The sequence below is a fragment of the Microbacterium barkeri genome, from assembly GCF_027921765.1.
Taxonomy (GTDB): domain Bacteria; phylum Actinomycetota; class Actinomycetes; order Actinomycetales; family Microbacteriaceae; genus Microbacterium; species Microbacterium barkeri.
Map to the genome: position 1 here is coordinate 89,004 of NZ_BSEJ01000012.1, position 20,312 is coordinate 109,315.

21 protein-coding genes are annotated in these 20,312 nt (G+C 71.1%); 13 read left to right on the forward strand and 8 right to left on the reverse strand.

Annotation, left to right across the window (positions count from 1 at the left end; translation table 11 throughout):
* Positions 1-4: 4 nt before the first annotated feature.
* From rapZ to PKE79_RS12575, 9 genes are all read left to right on the forward strand, one after another.
* Positions 5-874, forward strand: coding sequence for an RNase adapter RapZ (gene rapZ / locus PKE79_RS12535; RefSeq protein ID WP_271174034.1), 870 nt, complete (start codon positions 5-7; stop codon positions 872-874).
* Positions 875-1,001: 127 nt separating this feature from the next.
* Positions 1,002-1,976 carry a DNA-binding protein WhiA gene (gene whiA / locus PKE79_RS12540; RefSeq protein ID WP_271174035.1) on the forward strand — a complete coding sequence of 325 codons (975 nt, stop codon included), beginning with the start codon at positions 1,002-1,004 and terminating at the stop codon, positions 1,974-1,976.
* A 127-nt stretch (positions 1,977-2,103) separates the two neighbouring features.
* Positions 2,104-2,730 (forward strand): superoxide dismutase, encoded by a 627-nt coding sequence (locus PKE79_RS12545; protein ID WP_271174036.1) that lies wholly within the window; start codon positions 2,104-2,106, stop codon positions 2,728-2,730.
* Between the two features lie 99 nt (positions 2,731-2,829).
* Entirely contained in the window at positions 2,830-3,834 is a 1,005-nt protein-coding gene (gene gap, locus PKE79_RS12550) for a type I glyceraldehyde-3-phosphate dehydrogenase (RefSeq protein ID WP_271174037.1), read from the forward strand.
* 82 nt (positions 3,835-3,916) lie between these two features.
* The gene (locus tag PKE79_RS12555) at positions 3,917-5,131 is read left to right on the forward strand and encodes a phosphoglycerate kinase (RefSeq protein WP_271174038.1); all 1,215 of its coding nucleotides are present in this window, start codon (positions 3,917-3,919) and stop codon (positions 5,129-5,131) included.
* On the forward strand, positions 5,122-5,913 hold the full coding sequence (gene tpiA / locus PKE79_RS12560; RefSeq protein ID WP_271174039.1) for a triose-phosphate isomerase: 792 nt from the start codon (positions 5,122-5,124) through the stop codon (positions 5,911-5,913). Before PKE79_RS12555 ends, tpiA begins: the two co-directional genes overlap by 10 nt.
* 98 nt (positions 5,914-6,011) lie before the next feature.
* Positions 6,012-6,260 carry a preprotein translocase subunit SecG gene (gene secG, locus PKE79_RS12565; RefSeq protein ID WP_271174040.1) on the forward strand — a complete coding sequence of 83 codons (249 nt, stop codon included), beginning with the start codon at positions 6,012-6,014 and terminating at the stop codon, positions 6,258-6,260.
* Positions 6,260-6,613: an RNA polymerase-binding protein RbpA gene (locus tag PKE79_RS12570; RefSeq protein WP_271174041.1), complete on the forward strand. Its 354-nt coding sequence runs from the start codon at positions 6,260-6,262 to the stop codon at positions 6,611-6,613. Before secG ends, PKE79_RS12570 begins: the two co-directional genes overlap by 1 nt.
* 58 nt (positions 6,614-6,671) lie before the next feature.
* Entirely contained in the window at positions 6,672-6,920 is a 249-nt protein-coding gene (locus PKE79_RS12575) for a hypothetical protein (RefSeq protein ID WP_271174042.1), read from the forward strand.
* Here PKE79_RS12575 and pgl read toward each other — a convergent pair.
* Genes pgl through tkt form a run of 6 tightly spaced genes read right to left on the reverse strand, consistent with a single transcriptional unit; the run spans position 6,904 to position 14,977 of the window.
* Entirely contained in the window at positions 6,904-7,677 is a 774-nt protein-coding gene (gene pgl / locus PKE79_RS12580; RefSeq protein WP_271174043.1) for a 6-phosphogluconolactonase, read from the reverse strand. The two genes, PKE79_RS12575 and pgl, sit on opposite strands and share 17 nt — an antisense overlap.
* A complete protein-coding gene (locus tag PKE79_RS12585) occupies positions 7,677-8,615 on the reverse strand; it encodes a glucose-6-phosphate dehydrogenase assembly protein OpcA (protein WP_271174044.1) in 939 nt (312 codons plus the stop codon). The genes pgl and PKE79_RS12585 overlap by 1 nt, the downstream gene beginning before the upstream one ends.
* Complete coding sequence (zwf, locus tag PKE79_RS12590; protein ID WP_271174045.1) at positions 8,612-10,159, reverse strand: glucose-6-phosphate dehydrogenase; 1,548 nt, start codon at positions 10,157-10,159, stop codon at positions 8,612-8,614. Before zwf ends, PKE79_RS12585 begins: the two co-directional genes overlap by 4 nt.
* A gap of 23 nt (positions 10,160-10,182) precedes the next feature.
* Positions 10,183-11,781: a glucose-6-phosphate isomerase gene (locus PKE79_RS12595; protein ID WP_271174046.1), complete on the reverse strand. Its 1,599-nt coding sequence runs from the start codon at positions 11,779-11,781 to the stop codon at positions 10,183-10,185.
* Positions 11,778-12,884 (reverse strand): transaldolase, encoded by a 1,107-nt coding sequence (gene tal, locus PKE79_RS12600; protein ID WP_271174047.1) that lies wholly within the window; start codon positions 12,882-12,884, stop codon positions 11,778-11,780. The genes PKE79_RS12595 and tal overlap by 4 nt, the downstream gene beginning before the upstream one ends.
* The gene (gene tkt, locus PKE79_RS12605; protein WP_271174048.1) at positions 12,881-14,977 is read right to left on the reverse strand and encodes a transketolase; all 2,097 of its coding nucleotides are present in this window, start codon (positions 14,975-14,977) and stop codon (positions 12,881-12,883) included. The genes tal and tkt overlap by 4 nt, the downstream gene beginning before the upstream one ends.
* A 292-nt stretch (positions 14,978-15,269) precedes the next feature.
* Between tkt and PKE79_RS12610 the strand changes: the two genes are divergently transcribed.
* Together PKE79_RS12610 and PKE79_RS12615 are read left to right on the forward strand one after the other, a co-directional pair.
* A complete protein-coding gene (locus tag PKE79_RS12610; protein ID WP_271174049.1) occupies positions 15,270-16,202 on the forward strand; it encodes a heme o synthase in 933 nt (310 codons plus the stop codon).
* A 35-nt stretch (positions 16,203-16,237) separates the two neighbouring features.
* Positions 16,238-17,728 (forward strand): MFS transporter, encoded by a 1,491-nt coding sequence (locus PKE79_RS12615; RefSeq protein ID WP_271174050.1) that lies wholly within the window; start codon positions 16,238-16,240, stop codon positions 17,726-17,728.
* A gap of 25 nt (positions 17,729-17,753) precedes the next feature.
* Here the strand turns inward: PKE79_RS12615 and PKE79_RS12620 are convergent, their stop codons facing one another.
* Positions 17,754-18,149, reverse strand: coding sequence for a dinucleotide-utilizing enzyme (locus tag PKE79_RS12620; protein WP_271174051.1), 396 nt, complete (start codon positions 18,147-18,149; stop codon positions 17,754-17,756).
* A gap of 138 nt (positions 18,150-18,287) precedes the next feature.
* Here PKE79_RS12620 and PKE79_RS12625 point away from each other — a divergent pair, with 138 nt between their 5' ends.
* Positions 18,288-18,728: a VOC family protein gene (locus PKE79_RS12625; protein ID WP_271174052.1), complete on the forward strand. Its 441-nt coding sequence runs from the start codon at positions 18,288-18,290 to the stop codon at positions 18,726-18,728.
* A gap of 31 nt (positions 18,729-18,759) precedes the next feature.
* Positions 18,760-19,278: a YbhB/YbcL family Raf kinase inhibitor-like protein gene (locus tag PKE79_RS12630; protein WP_271174053.1), complete on the forward strand. Its 519-nt coding sequence runs from the start codon at positions 18,760-18,762 to the stop codon at positions 19,276-19,278.
* Here the strand turns inward: PKE79_RS12630 and PKE79_RS12635 are convergent.
* Positions 19,275-20,219 carry a COX15/CtaA family protein gene (locus PKE79_RS12635; protein WP_271174054.1) on the reverse strand — a complete coding sequence of 315 codons (945 nt, stop codon included), beginning with the start codon at positions 20,217-20,219 and terminating at the stop codon, positions 19,275-19,277. The two genes, PKE79_RS12630 and PKE79_RS12635, sit on opposite strands and share 4 nt — an antisense overlap.
* Between the last annotated feature and the right edge of the window lie 93 nt (positions 20,220-20,312).

A 20,312-nucleotide genomic window follows, 5' to 3' on the forward strand; every position in this document is an offset into this window, starting at 1 on the left:
GTCGATGACGGAGACAGCGGGCGAGGTCCTGATCGTGACCGGGATGAGCGGTGCGGGCCGCTCGACGGTCGCGAACGCGCTCGAGGACCTCGACTGGTACGTCGTCGACAACCTGCCGCCGCAGATGCTGCGCCCGCTGCTCGACCTCTCCGGGCGCCTCGGCGACCAGCTCCCGCGTATCGCGGCGGTCGTCGACGTGCGCGGCCGCGATCTCTTCGCCGAGCTGCCGGCGGCCACCCAGGCGCTGCGTGAGCGCAACAACCTCCGGATGCTCTTCCTCGACGCGTCGGACGACGTGCTCGTGCGCCGCTTCGAGGCCGTGCGCCGGCCCCATCCGCTGCAGGGCGACGGCACGCTGCTCGACGGCATCCGCCGAGAGCGCGAGATCCTCGCTCCCGTGCGCGGCAGCGCCGACATCATCATCGACACCTCGAGCTACAACATCCACCAGCTCGCCACGCACGTGACCGACCTCCTCCGCGAGGAGGGGGCGCCGCGGCACCGCGTCACCGTCATGAGCTTCGGGTTCAAGTACGGTCTGCCGCCCGACGCGGACCTCGTCGCCGACATGCGGTTCCTCCCCAACCCGTTCTGGAACGACGACCTCCGCGCGCTCACCGGGCAGGACCCTGCGGTCAGCGACTACGTGCTCGATCAGGAGGGTGCGCGCGCGTTCCTCGACGCGTACGCTGAGGCCCTGACACCCGTGCTCGAGGGCTATCAGCGCGAGAACAAGAGCCACTCCACGGTCGCCGTCGGGTGCACGGGCGGCAAGCACCGCTCCGTCGCGATGGCGCTGGCGCTGGCGGAGCGGCTGAAGGACGTCCCGGGTGTCGCGGTCCGCGTGCGGCACCGCGATCTCGGGCGCGAGTAGACGGCGCCGATGGCGCCATAACCCCGTCGGCTGGGAGTTCGCACCCGGTCTCCGCGGGGGTATGGCGGCTAAGCTTGACCCTTGCGCCAAAATGGCCGAATCACCGTCTTCGAGAGTGGGGAAATCCGTGTCACTGACCGCCGATGTCAAGGCAGAGCTGATCACCGTCAGGGACCCGCGTCCTTCGGTTCGGATCGCTGAGACGACGGCGCTGCTGCGGTTCTCGGGCGGCCTCCACTCCATCGCCGGCCGCGTCGCGGTCGAGGCCGAGGTCGACTCGCCCCACCTCGCGCGCCGCGTCGCGCGCGACATCGCCGAGATCTACGGCGTCCGCCCCGAGATCGCGCACATCCAGGGCTCGGGGTCGCGCGACGGCGAGCACTTCGCGGTGCGCGTCGTCGACGGAGGCGAGACGCTCGCGCGGCAGACCGGCCTGCTCGACCAGCGCCGCCGCCCCGTGCGCGGTCTCCCCAACCGGCTGACCACCGGCACGCGCGACGACCTGGCCGCCATCTGGCGCGGCGCCTTCCTCGGCGCCGGCAGCCTGTCCGAGCCGGGACGCTCGGCGTCGCTGGAGGTCGCCTGCCCGACCGGCGAGGCCGGCATGGCCATCGTCGGAGCGGCCGGGCGCATCGGCATCTCCGCGAAGGCGCGCGAGGTGCGCGGCGTCCCGCGCGTCGTCATCCGCGAAGCCGAGGGCATCCGCGGCATGCTGCAGGCGATCGGCGCCGTCAAGGTCGCGGCCGAGTGGGACCAGATGCGGCAGCGCCGCGAGGTGCGCGCGGGCGTCAACCGGCTCGTGAACTTCGACGACGCCAACCTCCGCCGCTCGGCGCAGGCCGCCGTCGCCGCGTGCGCGCGCGTCGAGCGCGCCCTCGAGATCCTCGGTGAGGACGTCCCCGACCACCTCCGCGAGGCCGGCACGCTCCGACTCGCGCACCGCGACGCGAGCCTCGACGAGCTCGGCCACCACGCCGACCCGCCGCTCACGAAGGACGCCGTCGCCGGCCGCATCCGCCGTCTGCTCGCGATGGCCGACAAGCGCGCCGAGCAGGAGGGCATCCCGGGCACCCAGGCCGCGGTGCCCGTCGGCGCGGAGTAATCCGGCGTCAAGGCCCATCCCCGGTCCTCCCCGCGTCATTAGGATGTGAGGGAACCCTCCGTCCGCGCAGCGGGGAGGCACCGGACAGCGCCGCTCGGCGGCGCCGAGAGATGGGAAGAATCGACGCATGGCGAAGTACACGCTCCCGGAGCTCACCTACGACTACGCAGCCCTCGAGCCGCACATCAGCGGCCGCATCATGGAGCTGCACCACTCGAAGCACCACGCGACGTACGTCGCCGGCGCGAACACCGCGCTCGAGCAGCTCGCGGAGGCCCGTGCGAAGGGCGAGTTCGCGAACGTCAACAAGCTCGAGAAGGACCTCGCGTTCAACCTGGGCGGGCACACCAACCACTCGATCTTCTGGACGAACCTCACGCCCGAGGGCCAGGAGCGCCCCGAGGGCGAGATCGCCGCGGCGATCGACGAGTACTTCGGCGGGTTCGAGGGCTTCCAGGGCCAGTTCAACGCGGCCGCCCTCGGCATCCAGGGGTCCGGCTGGGCCGGCGTCTTCTGGGACTCGATCGGCCAGCAGCTGATCATCCAGCAGTTCTTCGACCAGCAGTCGCAGTTCGCGGCGGGCACCGTCCCCGTCCTGCTGCTGGACATGTGGGAGCACGCCTTCTACCTCGACTACCAGAACGTGAAGGCGGACTACGTCAAGGCGTTCTGGAACATCGTCAACTGGGACAACGTGCAGCAGCGTCTCGCCGCCGCACGCGAGAAGACCGCCGGTCTCCTGGTAGCGTCCTGAGTGACACGGCCGTCCGACGCGGGGTGCGAGCCCGCCCGGACGGCCTTCCCCTCCACAGCGCCTGTGCGGGCGCACCAACGATATTCAGGAGAAGACCCAGTGTCTGTTCGGATCGGAATCAACGGCTTCGGTCGTATCGGCCGCAACTACCTCCGCGCGGCTCTCGCGCAGGGGGCTGACCTCGAGATCGTCGCCGTCAACGACCTCACCGACAACAAGACCCTCGCGCACCTGCTCAAGTACGACTCGATCCTGGGCGTGCTCGACCAGGAGGTCACCTACGACGAGACGTCGATCACGGTCGGCGGCCGCAAGATCGCCGCCCTCGCGGAGCGCGACCCGGCGGCCCTGCCCTGGGGCGAGCTCGGCGTCGACATCGTCATCGAGTCGACCGGTCGCTTCACGAACGCCGACGACGCGCGCAAGCACATCGAGGGCGGCGCGAAGAAGGTCATCATCTCGGCTCCCGCGAAGGGCGAGGACGCGACGTTCGTCCTCGGCGTGAACGAGGACCAGTACGACCACGAGAACCACCACATCATCTCGAACGCGTCGTGCACCACGAACTGCCTCGCTCCCCTCGCGAAGGTGTTCAACGACAAGTTCGGCATCGTCCGCGGCCTCATGACCACGGTCCACGCGTACACGGCGGACCAGAACCTCCAGGACGGTCCGCACTCGGACCTCCGCCGCGCCCGCGCCGCCGCGCTCAACATCGTGCCGACCTCGACCGGCGCGGCCAAGGCCATCGGCCTCGTGCTGCCCGAGCTCAAGGGCAAGCTCGACGGCTTCGCGCTCCGCGTGCCGGTCCCCACCGGCTCGATCACCGACCTCACGGTCGAGACCGAGCGCGAGCTCACGCTCGACGAGATCAAGGCCGCCTACAAGGAGGCCGCGGAGGGCCCGCTCAAGGGCATCCTCAAGTACACCGAGGACGAGATCGTGTCGAGCGACATCACGCACGACCCGCACTCGTCGATCTTCGACGCCGGCCTGCTCCGCGTGCTCGGCACGCAGGTCAAGCTCTCGTCGTGGTACGACAACGAGTGGGGCTACTCGAACCGCCTCGTCGACCTCACCGAGCTGGTCGCCTCGAAGTTCTGACAGACGGACAGCTCCCGGGAAGCCCGTCGGCATGTGGTGTGCACCCGTGCCGGCGGGCTTCCCGCCTGTAGATTGAGAAACGATGTCACTGCGAACACTCGATACCCTCGGCGATCTCGCCGGCAAGCGCGTCATCATCCGATGCGACTTCAACGTCCCGCTCGCGGACGGCGTCATCACCGATGACGGCCGCCTCCGCGCGTCGCTGCCCACGCTGACCGCCCTGCTCGACGCGGGCGCTCGCGTCGTGGCGGTCTCGCACCTCGGGCGCCCCAAGGGCGAGCCCGACCCCCAGTACAGCCTCAAGCCGGTCGCGGACCGACTCGCCGAGCTGCTCGACCGCCCTGTCGCCTTCGCGACGGACACGGTCGGCGACTCCGCGCGCGAGACCGCCGGCGCACTCGAGGACGGCCAGCTCGCCGTGCTCGAGAACCTGCGCTTCAACGCGGGCGAGACCGCGAAGGACGACGCAGAGCGCGGCGCCTTCGCCGATCAGCTCGCCGAGCTCGCCGATGTGATGGTGTCCGACGGGTTCGGCGTCGTGCACCGCAAGCAGGCGAGCGTCTACGACCTCGCCCAGAAGCTCCCGAGCGCCGCCGGCCTGCTCATCGCCAAGGAGCTCGAGGTGCTGGACACCCTGACCGAGAGCCCCGTGCGCCCGTACACGGTCGTGCTCGGCGGATCGAAGGTGTCCGACAAGCTCGGCGTCATCGACCACCTGCTCCCGCGAGTCGACCGCATCCTCATCGGCGGCGGCATGCTCTTCACGTTCCTCGCCGCGCAGGGCCACAAGGTCGCGTCGAGCCTCCTCGAGGCCGACCAGATCGAGACCGCCCAGGGGTACATCCGCACGGCGGAGGAGAAGGGCGTGCAGCTGATCCTCCCGACCGATGTGGTCGTGGCCTCGAAGTTCGGCGCCGACGCGGAGCACGTCGTGACCGCGGCCGACGCGATCGAGGAGTCGCCCTTCGGCGCCTCGGGCCTCGGGCTCGACATCGGACCGGAGACCTCGGCGGCGTTCGCCGAGGCCATCCGCGGCTCGAAGACGGTGTTCTGGAACGGCCCGATGGGCGTGTTCGAGCTCGAGCCGTTCGCGGCGGGCACGAAGGCCGTGGCGCAGGCGCTCACCGAGGTCGACGGGCTCAGTGTCGTCGGCGGCGGAGACTCCGCGGCCGCCGTGCGCCAGCTCGGGTTCGACGACTCCGCGTTCGGTCACATCTCGACCGGCGGCGGTGCCAGCCTCGAGTTCCTCGAGGGCAAGAAGCTTCCCGGACTGGAGGTGCTCGGATGGGCGTGACGAAGAGGACCCCGCTGATCGCGGGGAACTGGAAGATGAACCTCGACCACCTGCAGGCGGTCGCGCTCGTGCAGAAGCTGCACTGGGCTCTCAAGGACGCCAAGCACGAGGACGGCAGCGTCGAGGTGGCGGTCTTCCCGCCGTTCACCGATCTGCGCAGCGTGCAGACGCTCCTCGACGCCGACAAGATCGCGTTCACGCTGGGCGCGCAGGACCTGTCGACGCACGACGAGGGCGCCTACACGGGCGAGATCTCGGGCGCGTTCCTCAAGAAGCTCGCCGTGTCGCAGGTCATCATCGGGCACTCGGAGCGCCGCGAGTACCACGCGGAGACCGACGAGGTCGTCGCCGCGAAGGTCCAGGCCGCGCTGCGCCACGAGCTCGTCCCCGTGATCTGCGTGGGTGAGACGAGCGAGGACCTCGAGAAGCACGGCGCGAGCGCCGTGCCGGTCGCGCAGCTCGAGAAGGCGATCGCGGGCGTGCCCGCCGACGCGGAGATCGTCGTCGCCTACGAGCCGGTCTGGGCGATCGGATCGGGCCAGGCCGCGACGCCGCAGCAGGCGCAGGAGGTGTGCGCGAAGCTCCGCGAGGTGCTCGCCGACAGGCTCGGCGCCGACACCGCGGCGCGCACGCGCGTGCTCTACGGCGGCTCGGTCAAGGCGGCCAACATCGCGAGCTTCATGCGCGAGCCCGACGTCGACGGTGCGCTCGTCGGCGGAGCCAGCATCAAGGTCGACGAGTTCGCCTCGATCATCCGCTTCGAGAAGCACGTCGGCGTGTGAGCGCATGCGGCCCGGGCGCGTGCGCTCGGGCCGCATGCCCCTCGCCGTATACTGAACTCCTGTGCGCGGCGCACGCGCGCACTCACGAAAGGCTCTCCGTGGAAGTTCTCGAGTTCATCCTCCAGGTCATCCTGGGCGTCACCAGCCTCCTGCTGACGCTGCTCATCCTCCTGCACAAGGGCCGGGGCGGCGGGCTCTCCGACATGTTCGGCGGCGGGATGTCGCAGGCCGTGGGCTCGTCGGGCCTCGCCGAGCGCAACCTGAACTACCTGACCGTCATCCTCGCGCTGGTGTGGTTCCTCTCCATCGTCGGCCTGGGCCTCATCACCAAGTTCCAGGTGATCTGATGGCCGTCGGCGGCAACGCGATCCGCGGGACGCGCGTCGGATCGGGCCCTATGGGCGAGCAGGACCACGGCCACCACGCCGATCGCGTGGCGGTGTCGTACTGGGATGCGCTCGGCAACGAGACCGTGCGGTACTACGCGGCGGGCGTGGCGGAGGAGGAGATCCCCGACGTCATCGACCATCCGCACTCCGGACTGCCTGCGGGGCGCGACCGCGAGAACCCGCCGGAGGCCTCGCGCAACGAGCCCTACAAGACGCACCTCGCGTACGTGAAGGAGCGCCGCACGGACGAGGAGGCCGAAGAGCTCCTCGGCGACGCGCTGCAGAAGCTCCGCGAGAAGCGCGGCCAGTAGCCAATCCGCGAGAAGGCCCCCGATCCTGAGGATCGGGGGCCTTCTCGCTGCGCTCGCGATGCGTTTCGCCTCGCTTCGCTCGCTCAACGACCGGAGGCGGCTCGCTGCGCTCGCGGAGCGTTTCGCCTCGCTTCGCTCGCTCAACGACCGGAGGCGGCTCGCTTCGCTCGCGGAGCGTTTCGCCTCGCTGCGCTCGCTCAACGACCGGAGGCGGCTCGCTTCGCTCGCGATGCGTTTCGCCTCGCTGCGCTCGCTCAACGACCGGAGGCGGCTCGCTGCGCTCGCGGTATCTAGTCGGGGTCGATGAGGTCGTCGGGCACCTCGGCGGCCGCGGCCGCATCGGTGAACACGATCGTCTGCTCGGTGCCGTACGCGCCCGCCGCCGGAACGGACGCGTAGCTCGCGCCCGCCATCACGAGCCCGAGAGCCGACGCCTTGTCGGCGCCGGCCAGCACCATCCACACCCGCGCGGAGGCGTTGATGACGGGGCGGGTGAACGTGACGCGCTCGGGCGGCGGCTTGGGGGAGTCGCGCACCGGCAGCACCACGGCGTCGGTCACCGCGACCTCCCCGCGATCGGGGAAGAGCGAGGCGACGTGGCCGTCGGGGCCGACGCCGAGGAAGCACACGTCGAACGCGGGGAAGCGGCGCTCCTCGGACGACGCGAAGCGCGCGAGCTCGTCCGCGTAGGCCGTCGCCGCCTCGTCGAGGGTGACCCCGTCGTCGGCTGCCGCCGGCTCGTGGACGTTCTCGGCCGGGATGGCGATGCGGTCGATGAGCGCCGCGCGGGCCTGACCCGCGTTGCGCTCGGCATCGCCGCGCGGCACGAACCGCTCGTCGCTCCACCACAGGTGGACGAGCGACCAGTCGATGTTGTCCCGCCAGGGGTGCGCGGCCGTCGCCTCGAGGACCGCGATGCCCATCGAGCCGCCCGTGAGCGACACGTGCACGGGGCGCGAGAGCTGGGTGAGCTGCGCGAGCAGTCCCACGAAGCGGTTCGCGACGTGCTCCGCGAGCGCGGGCTTGTCGGGCTGGACGACGACCCGCGTGTCGGCGTCGGCCATCAGAATTCCTCCGTGGGCGGCCCCAGGCGCTCCCAGCCGTCCGTGAGGACGCGGCCGTAAAGCAGGTCGGGGTCGAGCCGACGCAGCTCCTCGGCGATGCACTCGCGCAGCGAGCGGCGGGGGAGGAGGAGCACGTGGTCGGGCTGGCCCGGCTGGGTGAGGCGCGCGTGCGTCGCGCTCGTGCGCTCGAGCACGATGTCGCCCCCCGCGCGGTGCAGCACGACGGAGTGGATGCCGTGGTTCCAGCGCTCGGGCGCCTCGTAGCACCACTCGACGGGCACGTCGAGTGCCATCCCGAGCCAGGCGGCGAGGAGGGCGGTCGACGGAGACGTGGAGGCGCCGCGCACCTCGACGGCCGTGACCGGCTCGAACGGCGGCTGGTCGAGCACCGCCGCGAGCTGCTCGCGCCAGCGTGTGAGGCGGGTCCACGCGAGGTCGGTGTCGCCGGGCGTGTAGACGAGGTCGAGCTGGCGCAGGCGGTCCGGCGCGTACGGAGCGGTGGACGTGTCGGTGATGCGCCGCTGGGCGATGCGGCCGAGCGCGTCCTTGCCGGGGCGTGCGGGCGGCTCGTCGGGCCACCAAACGACGACGGGCGCGTCGGGCAGCAGCAGGCCGGTGATGAGGGTCTCCTCGTTGCTCGCCGCAGGGCCGAATGCGCGCAGCACGATGACCTCGCTCGCGCCCGCGTCGCCGCCCACGCGGATCTCGGCGTCGAGCCTCGCCTCGCCGCGCGGGTCGGTCACGAGCACGATGACGCGCATCGGGTGCTCGCGCGACGCGTCGTTCGCGGCGTCGATGACGGCCTCGTCGAGCGTCCGCTTCGACTTGATGATGAGCGTGAGCACGCGGCCGAGAGCGACCGCGCCGCCCTCCTCGCGCACGGAGACGAGGCGCTTGGCGACCTCGCTGACGCTGGTGTCGGGAAGGTCGATGATCACGGGCGCCTCCAAACGCGGCCGTCGCGGGCGAGGAGCGCGTCGGCGGATGCCGGCCCCCACGACCCGGAGTCGTACTGCTCGAGCGGCTCGTCGAGCGAAGCCCAGTACTCCTCCACGGGGTCGAGGATGCGCCAGGACAGCTCGACCTCCTCGTGGCGGGGGAACAGGGGCGGGTCGCCGAGCAGCACGTCGAGGATGAGCCGCTCGTACGCCTCGGGGCTGGCCTCGGTGAACGCGTGGCCGTACCCGAAGTCCATCGTGACGTCGCGGACGTTCGTGCCGGCGCCGGGGACCTTCGAGCCGAAGCGCAGCGTCACGCCCTCGTCCGGCTGCACGCGGATGACGAGCGCGTTCTGGCCGAGCTCGCTCGTCTGGCCGCGCGAGAACAGGTGCTCGGGGGCGCGCTTGAACACGACCGCGATCTCGGTCACACGACGCCCGAGGCGCTTGCCCGTGCGGACGTAGAACGGCACTCCGGCCCAGCGGCGGGTGTTGATGTCGAGCTTGATGGCCGCGTACGTCTCCGTGCGCGACTCCGGGCTCATCCCGTCCTCCTCGAGGAAGCCGGTCACCTTCTTCCCGCCCTGCCATCCGCCCGCGTACTGCCCGCGCGCGGTCGCCGTGGAGAGGTCGGCCGGCAGCGTGACGGCCGCGAGCACCTTCTCCTTCTCCGCGCGCAGGTGCTCGGCGGAGAGGCTGATCGGCTCCTCCATGGCGGTGAGGGCGAGCAGCTGCAGCAGGTGGTTCTGGATGACGTCGCGCGCCGCGCCGACGCCGTCGTAGTAGCCCGCACGACCGCTCACGCCGATGTCCTCGGCCATCGTGATCTGCACGTGGTCGACGTAGTTGCGGTTCCAGATCGGCTCGTACAGCTCGTTCGCGAAGCGCAGCGCCAGGATGTTCTGGACCGTCTCCTTGCCGAGGTAGTGGTCGATGCGGAAGATCGAGTCGGCCGGGAACGCGGCCTCGAGGGCGTCGTTGAGCTCGCGCGCGGACTCGAGGTCGTGGCCGAACGGCTTCTCGATGACCACGCGGCGCCAGCGGTTGTCGTCGGGCTTGTCGTCGACGAGCCCCGACTCGAGCAGCTGCTGCGCGACGACGGGGAACGACTTCGGCGGGATCGACAGGTAGAACGCGTGGTTGCCCATCGTCCCGCGCTCGACGTCGAGGGTGTCGACGGTCTCGCGCAGACGGCGGAATGCCGCGGGGTCGTCGAACTCGCCCTGCACGAAGCGGATGCCCTGCGCGAGCTGCTGCCAGGTCTCCTCGCGGTACTCGGTGCGCGCGTGCTGCTTGACGGCCTCCTGCACCACCTGGGCGAAGTCCTCGTCCTCCCAGTCACGGCGGGCGAACCCGACCAGTGCGAAGCCGGGGGGCAGCAGGCCGCGGTTGGCCAGGTCGTACACCGCGGGCATGAGCTTCTTGCGCGAGAGATCGCCGGTGACACCGAAGATCACGAGGGCGCTGGGCCCCGCGATGCGGTTGAGGCGGCGGTCATCGGGATCGCGCAGCGGATTGACGCCGCGCGAGATGTCAACGGTCATGAAAGGGGGGACTCCTCTTGCCCTTACTGCGCTGCTTCGAACAGCGAGAGAACCTCGGTCTGGGGATCGGTGAGAGTGAGCGTCACGACGGGCCGGCCGAGCGCGGCCAGGACCTTCGCGTCGCCGTCGGCCTGCGCCTCGATGAGCTGCCCGAACGTGAAGGGGAGACCGGGAATCTCGAGGTCGACCGGCGTGCGCTCCGTGATCTGCACGAAGACGCCCTGCGCGGGGCCGCCCTTGTGATACTGCCCGGTCGAGTGGAGGAACCGCGGCCCCCACCCGAAGGTCGCGGGGCGACCCGAGTCGGCGGCGACCATCTCGCGCAGGCCGTCGAGCTGCGGCACCTCGGTGCGCGCGACGTAGGCCTGGATCGAGACGTACCCGTCCTCCGGCAGACGCGCCCACAGCGCGTCCAGGACGCCCGCGATCGTCCCCGACTCGGCGAGTGCGGGGTCGCTCACGCGCACCTCGACGCCGTCCTCCGTGAAGGCGGGGGCGGCGGGCTCGGGACGCTGCGCGAGAAGTCCGCGCGCGGCCTCCTTCGCCGACTCGACGTCGGGCTGATCGAACGGGTTCACCCCGATGAGACGCGACGCGACCGCGACCGCGTACTCCCACACGAGGAACTGCTCGCCGAGCGCTCCGCTCACGAGCACCTCGCCGGGGTTGTGGTGCGGCGCATCGTCGACGTCGTCGACGATGCGCACGAGCTGCATGTCGGACGGCGTCTGCTCGACCTCGGGGGAGACCGGGAGGAGGACGACCGGCAGGATGCCCTTGCCGTCCTTGCCTGTGGACTCGGCGAGCAGCTGCTCGATCCAGTCGGGGAGTCCCTCGAGGCGCGTGCCGTCGGCGATGAGGCCGAGCTTGTCGCGGCGCGGCTCGGTCGCGGCGATCGCCGCTCCCAGCACGAGAGCGGGGTTCGACGGCGAGTCGATCGCGACGTCGAGCATCACGGCCTCCGCTTCGTCGAGCAGCCGCTCGATGTCCGCGCCAGCGAGGCCGCTCGGCACGAGGCCGAACGCCGTGAGGGCGGAGTAGCGGCCGCCCACCTCGGGGTCGGCGGCGAAGACGCGATAGCCGGCCTCTCGGGCAGCCGTGTCGAGCGGCGAGCCCGGGTCGGTCACGACGACGATGCGCTCTGCGGGGTCGATGCCGAGATCGCGGAAGGCGGTCTCGAAGACGCGGCGGTGCGCGTCGGTCTCGACGGTCGAGCCGGACTTCGACGAGACGACGAGCGCCGTGCGCTCGAGGCCGCCGTCCAGAGCGGCCAGCACGTCGCCCGGGGAGGTCGAGTCGAGGATGTCGAGCTCGACGCCGGCCGAGCGCGCGATCACCTCGGGGGCGAGCGACGAGCCGCCCATCCCCGAGAGGACGATGCGGTCCACGCCGCGCGCGCGGAGGTCGTCGCGCAGAGCGACGATCTCCGCCACGAGCGGGCGCGAGTTCGCGACGGCCTGGACCCAGCCGAGCCGGCGCGCCGCCTCGCCCTCCGCCGAGGAGCCCCACAGGGTGGGGTCCTCGGCGGTGATGCCCGATGCGACGAGGTCCGCGACGAGGCCGGGAACGGCCTCCTCTGCGGCGGTCCTCGCCGCACCGGACACGCGGATGGCGAATGTCACTTGGCGGACTCCAGCGCGGTGCGCACGGTCTCCTGGAGGTCGTGCCACGACGCGATGAACTTCTCGACGCCCTCGTCCTCGAGCACCTGGGTCACGTCGGCGAAGTCGACGCCCACGCCCGCGAGCGCGGAGAAGACCTCGCGCGCGTCCTCGTACGCGCCCGTCACGGTGTCGCCCGTGACGACGCCGTGGTCGAACGTGGCCTGGAGCGTCTTCTCGGGCATCGTGTTGACGACGCCCGGTGCGACGAGCTCGGTCACGTAGAGGGTGTCGGGAAGCGCCGGGTCCTTGACGCCGGTCGAGGCCCACAGCGGACGCTGCAGGTTCGCGCCGGCGGCGAGCAGGCCCTTCGCGCGGTCCTCCGCGAACTTCTGCTCGAACAGCTCATACGCCAGGCGCGCGTTGGCGAGGCCGGCCTTCGACTTGAGCGCGAGCGCCTCGTCCGTGCCGATCGCCGCGAGGCGCTTGTCGACCTCGGTGTCCACGCGCGACACGAAGAACGACGCGACGGAGTGGATGCCCGACAGGTCGTGCCCGGCCTCCTTCGCCTTCTCGAGGCCGGCGAGGTAGGCGTCGATGACCTCGGCGTAGCGCTCGAGGCTGAAGATCAGCGTGACGTTGACGGAGATGCCCGCGCCGATCACCTCGGTGATGGCGGGCAGGCCCGCCTTCGTCGCGGGGATCTTGATGAGGACGTTCTCGCGGTCGACGGCCGCGTGGAGCTGCTTCGCCTGCGCGATCGTGCCCTCGGTGTCGTGGGCCAGGTCGGGGGAGACCTCGATCGACACGCGCCCGTCCACGCCGTTCGTGCGGTCGTAGATCGGACGGAAGATGTCGCAGGCGTCGCTCACGTCGGTCGTCGTGAGCGCGAAGATCGCGTCGTCGGCCGAGGCGCCCGCCGCGGCCTGCGCCGCGATCGAGTCCTCGTAGCCCACGTGCGCCGAGATCGCGCCCTGGAAGATCGTCGGGTTCGTCGTGATGCCGACGACGTCGCGCGTCTCGATGAGCTCGTGCAGGTTGCCCGACGTGATGCGCGAGCGCGACAGGTCGTCGAGCCAGATGCTGACGCCGGCGGCGGACAGGTCTGCGGTGGGGGAGGTCATGCGTTCTCCTTGAGGGTCTCGCGTGCGGCCGCCACGACGGCGTCCGCGGTGATGCCGAACTTCTCGAACAGCGTCTTGTAGTCGGCGGAGGCGCCGAAGTGCTCGATGGAGACCGAGCGGCCCTTGTCGCCGACGATGCCGCGCCACGTGAGCGCGACGCCCGCCTCGACCGAGACGCGCGCGGTGACGGACGAGGGCAGCACGCTCTCGCGGTACTCCTCGCTCTGCTCGGCGAACCACTCGAGCGACGGCGCGGACACGACGCGCGCGTTCACGCCGTCGGCCGCGAGGCGCTCGCGCGCCTCGACGGCGAGCTGCACCTCGGAGCCCGTCGCGATGAGGATGACGTCGGGCGTGCCGTTCGGCGCCTCGGCCAGGACGTAGGCGCCCTTGACGGCGTGAGCCGCGGAGGCGAACACGTCGCCGCGCGCCTCCCCGTCGCCGCGCTCGTAGACGGGGATGTTCTGACGCGTGAGCGCGATGCCCGCGGGGCCCTGACGGCGACGCAGGATCTCGAGCCACACGACGCCCGTCTCGTTGGCGTCCGCGGGACGCACGACGGCGAGGTTCGGGATCGAGCGGAGCGTCGCGAGCTGCTCGACGGGCTGGTGCGTCGGGCCGTCCTCGCCGAGGGCGACGGAGTCGTGCGTCCAGACGAACACGCTGGGCACGTTCATGAGCGCCGCGAGACGGACCGCGGGGCGCATGTAGTCGCTGAAGATGAGGAACGTGCCGCCGAAGGCGCGCGTCGGGCCGTGCAGGACGATGCCGTTGAGGATGGCGCCCATCGCGTGCTCGCGGATGCCGAAGTGCAGCACGCGGCCGTAGGGGTTGCCCGACCACTCGTGCGTCGACCACTCGGCGGGGATGAACGACGCGGCGTCCTTGATCGTCGTGAGGTTCGACTCGGCGAGGTCGGCGGAGCCGCCCCACAGCTCGGGCAGCTCGGCCGCGAGGGCGTTGATGACCTGGCCCGACGCGGCGCGCGTGGACACGTCCTTGCCCGCCTCGAACACGGGAAGCGCGCTCTCGATGCCCTCGGGCAGCTCGCCCGCCTGCAGGCGGTCCCACAGCGCCTTGCGCTCGGGGTTCGCCTCGGCCCACGCGTCGAACGCCTTCTGCCACTCGGCGTGCGCGGCGGCGCCGCGCTCGACGAGCTGGCGCGTGTGCGCGATCACGTCGTCGGCGACCGCGAAGTGCTCCTCGGGGTCGAACCCGAGCACCTTCTTCGTCGCGGCGAGCTCCTCGGCGCCGAGCTTCGCGCCGTGGATCTTGCCGGAGTTCTGCTTGCCCGGCGAGGGGTAGCCGATGATCGTCTTCAGGATGATGAGCGACGGCTTCGAGGTCTCGGCCTTGGCCGCCTCGATCGCCGCGAACAGCTCCTGCACGTCCTCGACGTACTCGCCCGACTTCTTCCAGTCGACCGTGAGCACCTGCCAGCCGTACGCCTCGTAGCGCGCGGCGACATCCTCGGTGAAGGCGACGTTCGTGTCGTCCTCGATCGAGATCTGGTTCGAGTCGTAGATCGCGATGAGGTTGCCGAGCTGCTGGTGGCCCGCGAGCGAGCCGGCCTCGCTCGTGACGCCCTCCTGCAGGTCGCCGTCGCCCGCGATCACGTAGATGTGGTGGTCGAACGGGCTCTCGCCCGCCGGCGCCTCGGGGTCGAACAGGCCGCGCTCGTAGCGCGCCGCGTACGCGAAGCCGACCGACGAGGCCAGGCCCTGACCGAGCGGGCCGGTCGTGATCTCGACGCCCTTCGTGTGGCCGTACTCGGGGTGGCCGGGGGTCAGCGAGCCCCACGTGCGCAGTGCCTTGAGGTCGTCGAGCTCGAGCCCGAAGCCGCCGAGGTACAGCTGCACGTACTGGGTCAGCGAGGAGTGGCCAGCGGACAGGATGAACCGGTCGCGACCGGGCCACTGCGTGTCCGCAGGGTCGTGCCGCAGCACCCGCTGGTACAGGAGGTACGCCGCGGGAGCGAGGCTCATCGCCGTTCCCGGGTGGCCGTTGCCGACCTTCTCCACGGCGTCTGCCGCCAGCAGGCGTGCTGTGTCCACAGCGCGCCGATCGATCTCATCCCAACGCAGTTCCGACACCGGACCGCCTTTCGTGGTGGGGCTTGTGCGCCCGGCTCTCGGTCCGCGGATCCCGTAACACAGGCGAAGCAGACGGCACTCGGGCGCGCGTTTCTGGCCCCAGCATAGCCTCGCGGCGGATGGGGCGTGCCGGTCTGTGACGACCGGTTGCGCCGAGTGTGGCAGAGCGCTGTGACGCGCGGGTGACGTGCGTCTCACGACGCCGGCCGCACGGGTGTGAGGAGGATCCGGGCGGCGCGCCGATGGCCTAGAATCGGATGTGCCTGTGCCAGCCGAGGGGAGACGTGAGCGCATGTCCACGACGATCGTCGATTCGGATCGGACCTCGCGTCAGCGTCTCGGCCGGAAGATCCGCGCGTACGTCGCGCTCACGAAGCCGCGCGTGCTCGAGCTGCTGCTCGTGTCGACCGTGCCGGTCATGTTCCTCGCCGCGAACGGCGTCCCGAACCTCTGGCTCGTGCTCGCGACCGTCATCGGCGGATCGCTGAGCGCCGGCTCCGCGGCCGCGTTCAACATGTACATCGACCGCGACATCGACGCGCACATGGCGCGCACCGAGAACCGGCCGATCGTGACGGGGGAGATCTCGCCCCGCAGCGCACTCGTGTTCGCGTGGACCCTCGCGATCGTCTCGACCGTCTGGTTCCTGGCGACGACGAATCTCCTGACGGCGTCGCTGTCGGCGTTCGCGATCTTCTTCTACGTCGTGATCTACACGATGATCCTCAAGCGCCGCACCGAGCAGAACATCGTCTGGGGCGGCATCGCCGGGTGCTTCCCGGTGCTCATCGGCTGGGCCGCCGTCACGAACGGCCTGGACTGGGCGCCCTTCATCCTCTTCGCGCTCGTGTTCCTGTGGACGCCGCCGCACTACTGGCCGCTCTCCATCAAGTACGCGGTCGACTACGAGAACACCGACGTCCCGATGCTCGGGGCCACGCGATCGGGATCCCAGGTCGGCCTGCAGATCATCCTCTACGCATGGGCGACCGTCGCGTGCTCGCTCCTGCTCATCCCGGTCGCCGGCATGGGCCTCGTGTACTCGGTGTCGGCGCTCGTCTTCGGCGGCTGGTTCATCTACGAGTCCCACCGGCTCTACAACCGCACGGTGCTCGAGCAGGACGGCGAGAGCCGACCGCGCCCGATGCGCGTCTTCCACGCGTCGATCACGTACCTCACGCTCGTCTTCGTCGCCGTCGCGGTTGACCCGCTGCTGCCGTTCTGACGCGTCCCGCGCGCGCAGGGGTAGCGTTCTGAGTGATGACGAACCCTCCCGCGCAGCCGCCGACCCGCTCCATCCCGATCTCCGACCGCCGCCGGTGGGAGGCGTTCTGGGTCTGCGTGAGCGTGTCGGGCTTCACGATCCTCGACATCTCGAAGGTCAACGTCGCGCTCCCTGCGATCGAGACGGCCTTCGGCGCCGGATCGACCGAGCTCCAGCTCATCGTCTCGGGATACATCCTCGCGTTCGGGCTCGTGCTCGTGCCGATGGGTCGCCTCGGCGACCAGCGGTCACGCAAGTCGCTCCTGCTCATCGGCCTCGTGCTCTTCACGCTGTCGAGCGCCGCGTGCGCGCTCGCGGGCGACATCTGGGTGCTGCTGGCAGCGCGGCTCCTGCAGGGCGTGGCAGCGGGCATCCAGATGCCGCAGGTGATGGGCACCATCCAGCAGCTGTTCACGGGCAGGGAGCGCGGCACCGCCTTCGGTCTCTTCGGCGCGATGATCGGCCTCGCCACGGCCTTCGGCCCCACGATCGGCGGCCTCCTCATCGCGGTCGGCGGGGAGGCCGACGGATGGCGATGGATCTTCTGGATGAACGTCCCCCTGTTCGCGATCGCGTTCGGGCTCGTCCTGTGGCTGCTGCCGGAGCTGCGCAGGCCGAGCCGCGACCCGGTCTCGCTCGACCCCGTGGGCGTGCTCCTCTTCGGCGTCGCGGTCGTCGCGCTCATGCTGCCCTTCCTCTTCACGACGGGTTCGCCTGACGACGCCCCCGAGCGGTGGTGGACGCTCGTCGTCTTCGTGCTGTTCGCGGCCGCCTTCGTCGCGTGGGAGCGCGGATACGAGCGCAGGGGCGGCTCGCCCCTCATCACGCTGCGCCTGTTCCGCGTGTCGTCGTTCCGCAACGGCACGATCATCATGGCCGCGTACTTCACGGGCCTGCCCGCCCTGTTCCTGCTCACGACCCTCTTCCTGCAGACTGGCCTCGGCGTGTCCGCGCTGCACGCCGGCATGGTCACGATCGGGTTCGCCCTCGCGAGCGCCGTCTCGTCGTGGTTCGGCGGTCAGCTCGTCGGGCGCTTCGGGCGCCCCGTGGTCGTCGTCGGCCTCGTCCTCGTGCTCGCGACGGTCGTCGGGCTCGCCGTGACCGCGCTGTTCATCCCGCCCGCTGCCACGCCGTGGGCGATGGCCGCGGTGATGGTCGTGGGCGGCCTCGGCGGCGGCATGGTCATCTCGCCCAACCAGACGCTCACTCTCGCCGAGATCCCGCCCGTGCAGGGCGGAGTCGCCGGATCGATCGGGCAGCTCGGACAGCGCGTCGGCACCGCGATCGGCACGGCGGTCGGTCTCTCGCTCTTCTACGCGACGATCTACCGCGAGACGGCCGAGAAGCCGGCGCTCGAGGTGTACCACGACGCCTACGCGATCGGGCTCATGTCGGTCGCGCTCTTCGTCGCGGTCGCGTTCGCGGTCGCCCTCATCGACATGGGGTCGCGACTGCGCCGCGACCGGTCGGGAGCCGGAGAGGCCTGAGCCGCCCGGCACCCGACCAGCGCCCTCAGCGGACCTCGGCGGGCTCCGAGACGGCCGGCGCGGTGTGCACGTGCGCGGCGGGCTCATCGTCGGCGGGCGCGTCGTCGATGGGCTCGTCCTCGGCGGACGCCGCCGGGGCCTGCGCTTCGGCAGCGCGCGGCGCGACGAGGGCCTTCGCGGCGGCGAGGGCGAGCGCGAGGATCAGCCCGACGGCGCCCGCGCCCACGAGCCCCGCAGCGAGGGTGATCCAGGCCTGGCCGACGTACACCTCCACGCCGGTCGCCGTGCCGTTCAGGAGCATCTCCTCCATGGTGCCGATGCGGGGCAGGGACAGCGCGAGGCCGCCCGCGATCGCGAGCACGGATGCGAGCACGAGCGTCCAGTACGCGGCGCTGCGGGTGAGACGGGCGGGGTGAGTCATGATCCTCCTCTGTGCGCCGCATCTCGGCGCGGGATCCACCCTCGCGACCCGGCCAGGGCGCCGTCGATGCGCGGGCTATGCGTCCTCTGTGAACCGCGGCCCTGGTGGTCGCGCGCTCGCGGGCCTATCGTGCCGCCCATGGGCATCAGGATGGAGAACGTCGGCATCGCCGTCCGCGACATCGAGGAGGCGATCGCGTTCTTCCGCGATCTCGGCCTCGCCGTCATCGGGCGCGACGAGGTGAGCGGCGAATGGGCGGACACGGCGGTGGGACTCGACGGCAACCACGCGCGGATCGCGATGCTCGAGACGCCGGATGGGAGCGGACGGCTCGAGCTCTTCGAGTACCTCCACCCCGATGCGCTCGAGACGGAGCCGACCCTCCCGAACGAGATCGGGATGCACCGCGTCGCGTTCTCGGTCGACGACCTCGATGCGGCGCTCGGGATCGCCGCCCGGTACGGCTGTCGCCCGCTGCGCGGCGTCGCGGACTACCAGGGGGTCTACCGCCTGACCTACCTGCGCGGCCCGAGCGGCATCCTCGTGATGCTCGCGGAGGAGCAGCGGCGCTCTCGCTAGTCTGGACGCGACGCCGATCGGAAGGAGTCCTGTGTTCTCATACGATCCGTACGCCGAGCTCGCGACGCTGCGCAGCTTCGCGCCGCTCGCGCTCACGAGCACCGACATCGCCGAGGGGCAGCCGCTGCCTCTCGCGCAGTGGGGATCCGCCGGCGGCGGCTCCGACACGTCGCCCCAGCTCAGCTGGTCGGGCGCGCCGGAGGGAACGCGGTCGTACGCGGTGTCGTGCTTCGACCCGGATGCGCCCACGGGCGCCGGCTACTGGCACTGGGCGGTCTACGACGTGCCCGCCGACGTGACGTCGTTCGCGACGGGGGAGGCGGGGCGCACGCCCGGCATCACCCTGCGCAACGAGGCGGGGGTCCCCGGCTACATCGGCGCGGGGCCGCCTCCGGGCACGGGGGTCCACCGCTACTTCTTCGTCGTGGACGCCCTCGACGTCGAGCACCTCGACATCACGTCGGACGCGACGCCGTCGATCCTCGGATTCCAGCGTCATTTCCACTCGCTGGCCCGCGGCATCCTCGTCGCGACCGCGACGGCCGATTAGTCGCGGGGGAGCGCAGCGGGCGTCTTCATCCGCAGCACGACCACCGTGAACGTCGCGGCCGACAGCGCGGCGAGCACCATGTGGATGCCGACGAGCAGCTCGGGCAGGCCGTTCCTCGCCTGGATCACTCCCACGAGGATCTGCACGCCGATCGCGAGCAGCAGCACGGCCATCCAGCGGCGCGTCGGCAGGCGGAGCGTCCAGGCGGCCGCGAGGAGCACGACGACGAGCCCGAGCAGGATGTAGCCGGGCCAGGAGTGCACGTGGGCGAGGACCGTCGCGTCGAACCCGCGGCGGATCACCTCGGCGTCGCCCGAGTGCGGGCCGGAGCCGGTCGTCAGGACGCCGAAGAGGATCGTCACCGCGAGCACGAGGGACGTGACGTGCGTGAGGATCAGGTACCAGCGGGGGACCGCGAGGCTGCGCGGTCCCGGTGCGTCGTGCGCGCGGACGAGGAACGCCGCGGTCAGGCACACGAGGGTGAGCGATGCGGCGTAGTGGAAGCCGACGATGAAGGGGTTCAGCCCCGTCCACACGGTGATGCCGCCGACCACGGCCTGGGCGACGATGCCGCCGAGCACGATCGCCGCGAGCGCGAACAGGTCGCGGCGCTCGGCGCGCATCCGCCACACGAGCACGAGCACGGCGAGGGCGACGAGGCCGACGACGCCCGTCATCGTGCGGTTGCCGAACTCGATGAGTCCGTGCACGCCCATCTCCGGGGTCGGGACGAGCGACTCCGGCGTGCACAGCGGCCAATCCGAGCAGCCCAGGCCCGACCCCGTGAGGCGCACGGCGCCGCCCGTCCCGATGATGACCGTCTCGGCGATGAACGACAGCCAGGCTGCGACGCGCACGCGCGCGTCGACCGCGGTCGGAAGCCAGGAGACGAACCGCGTGCGCAGGTCGGCGGCGTCGGATGGTGCGGTGTCGGCGGGCATGGCGAGGCGCCTCCTGCGGTTCGCCTGAGCGTCCGGCGCGAACGGCGCCGAACGAGGCGGAACCTGTAGAATCGTGGGTGACTGAGGATGCGG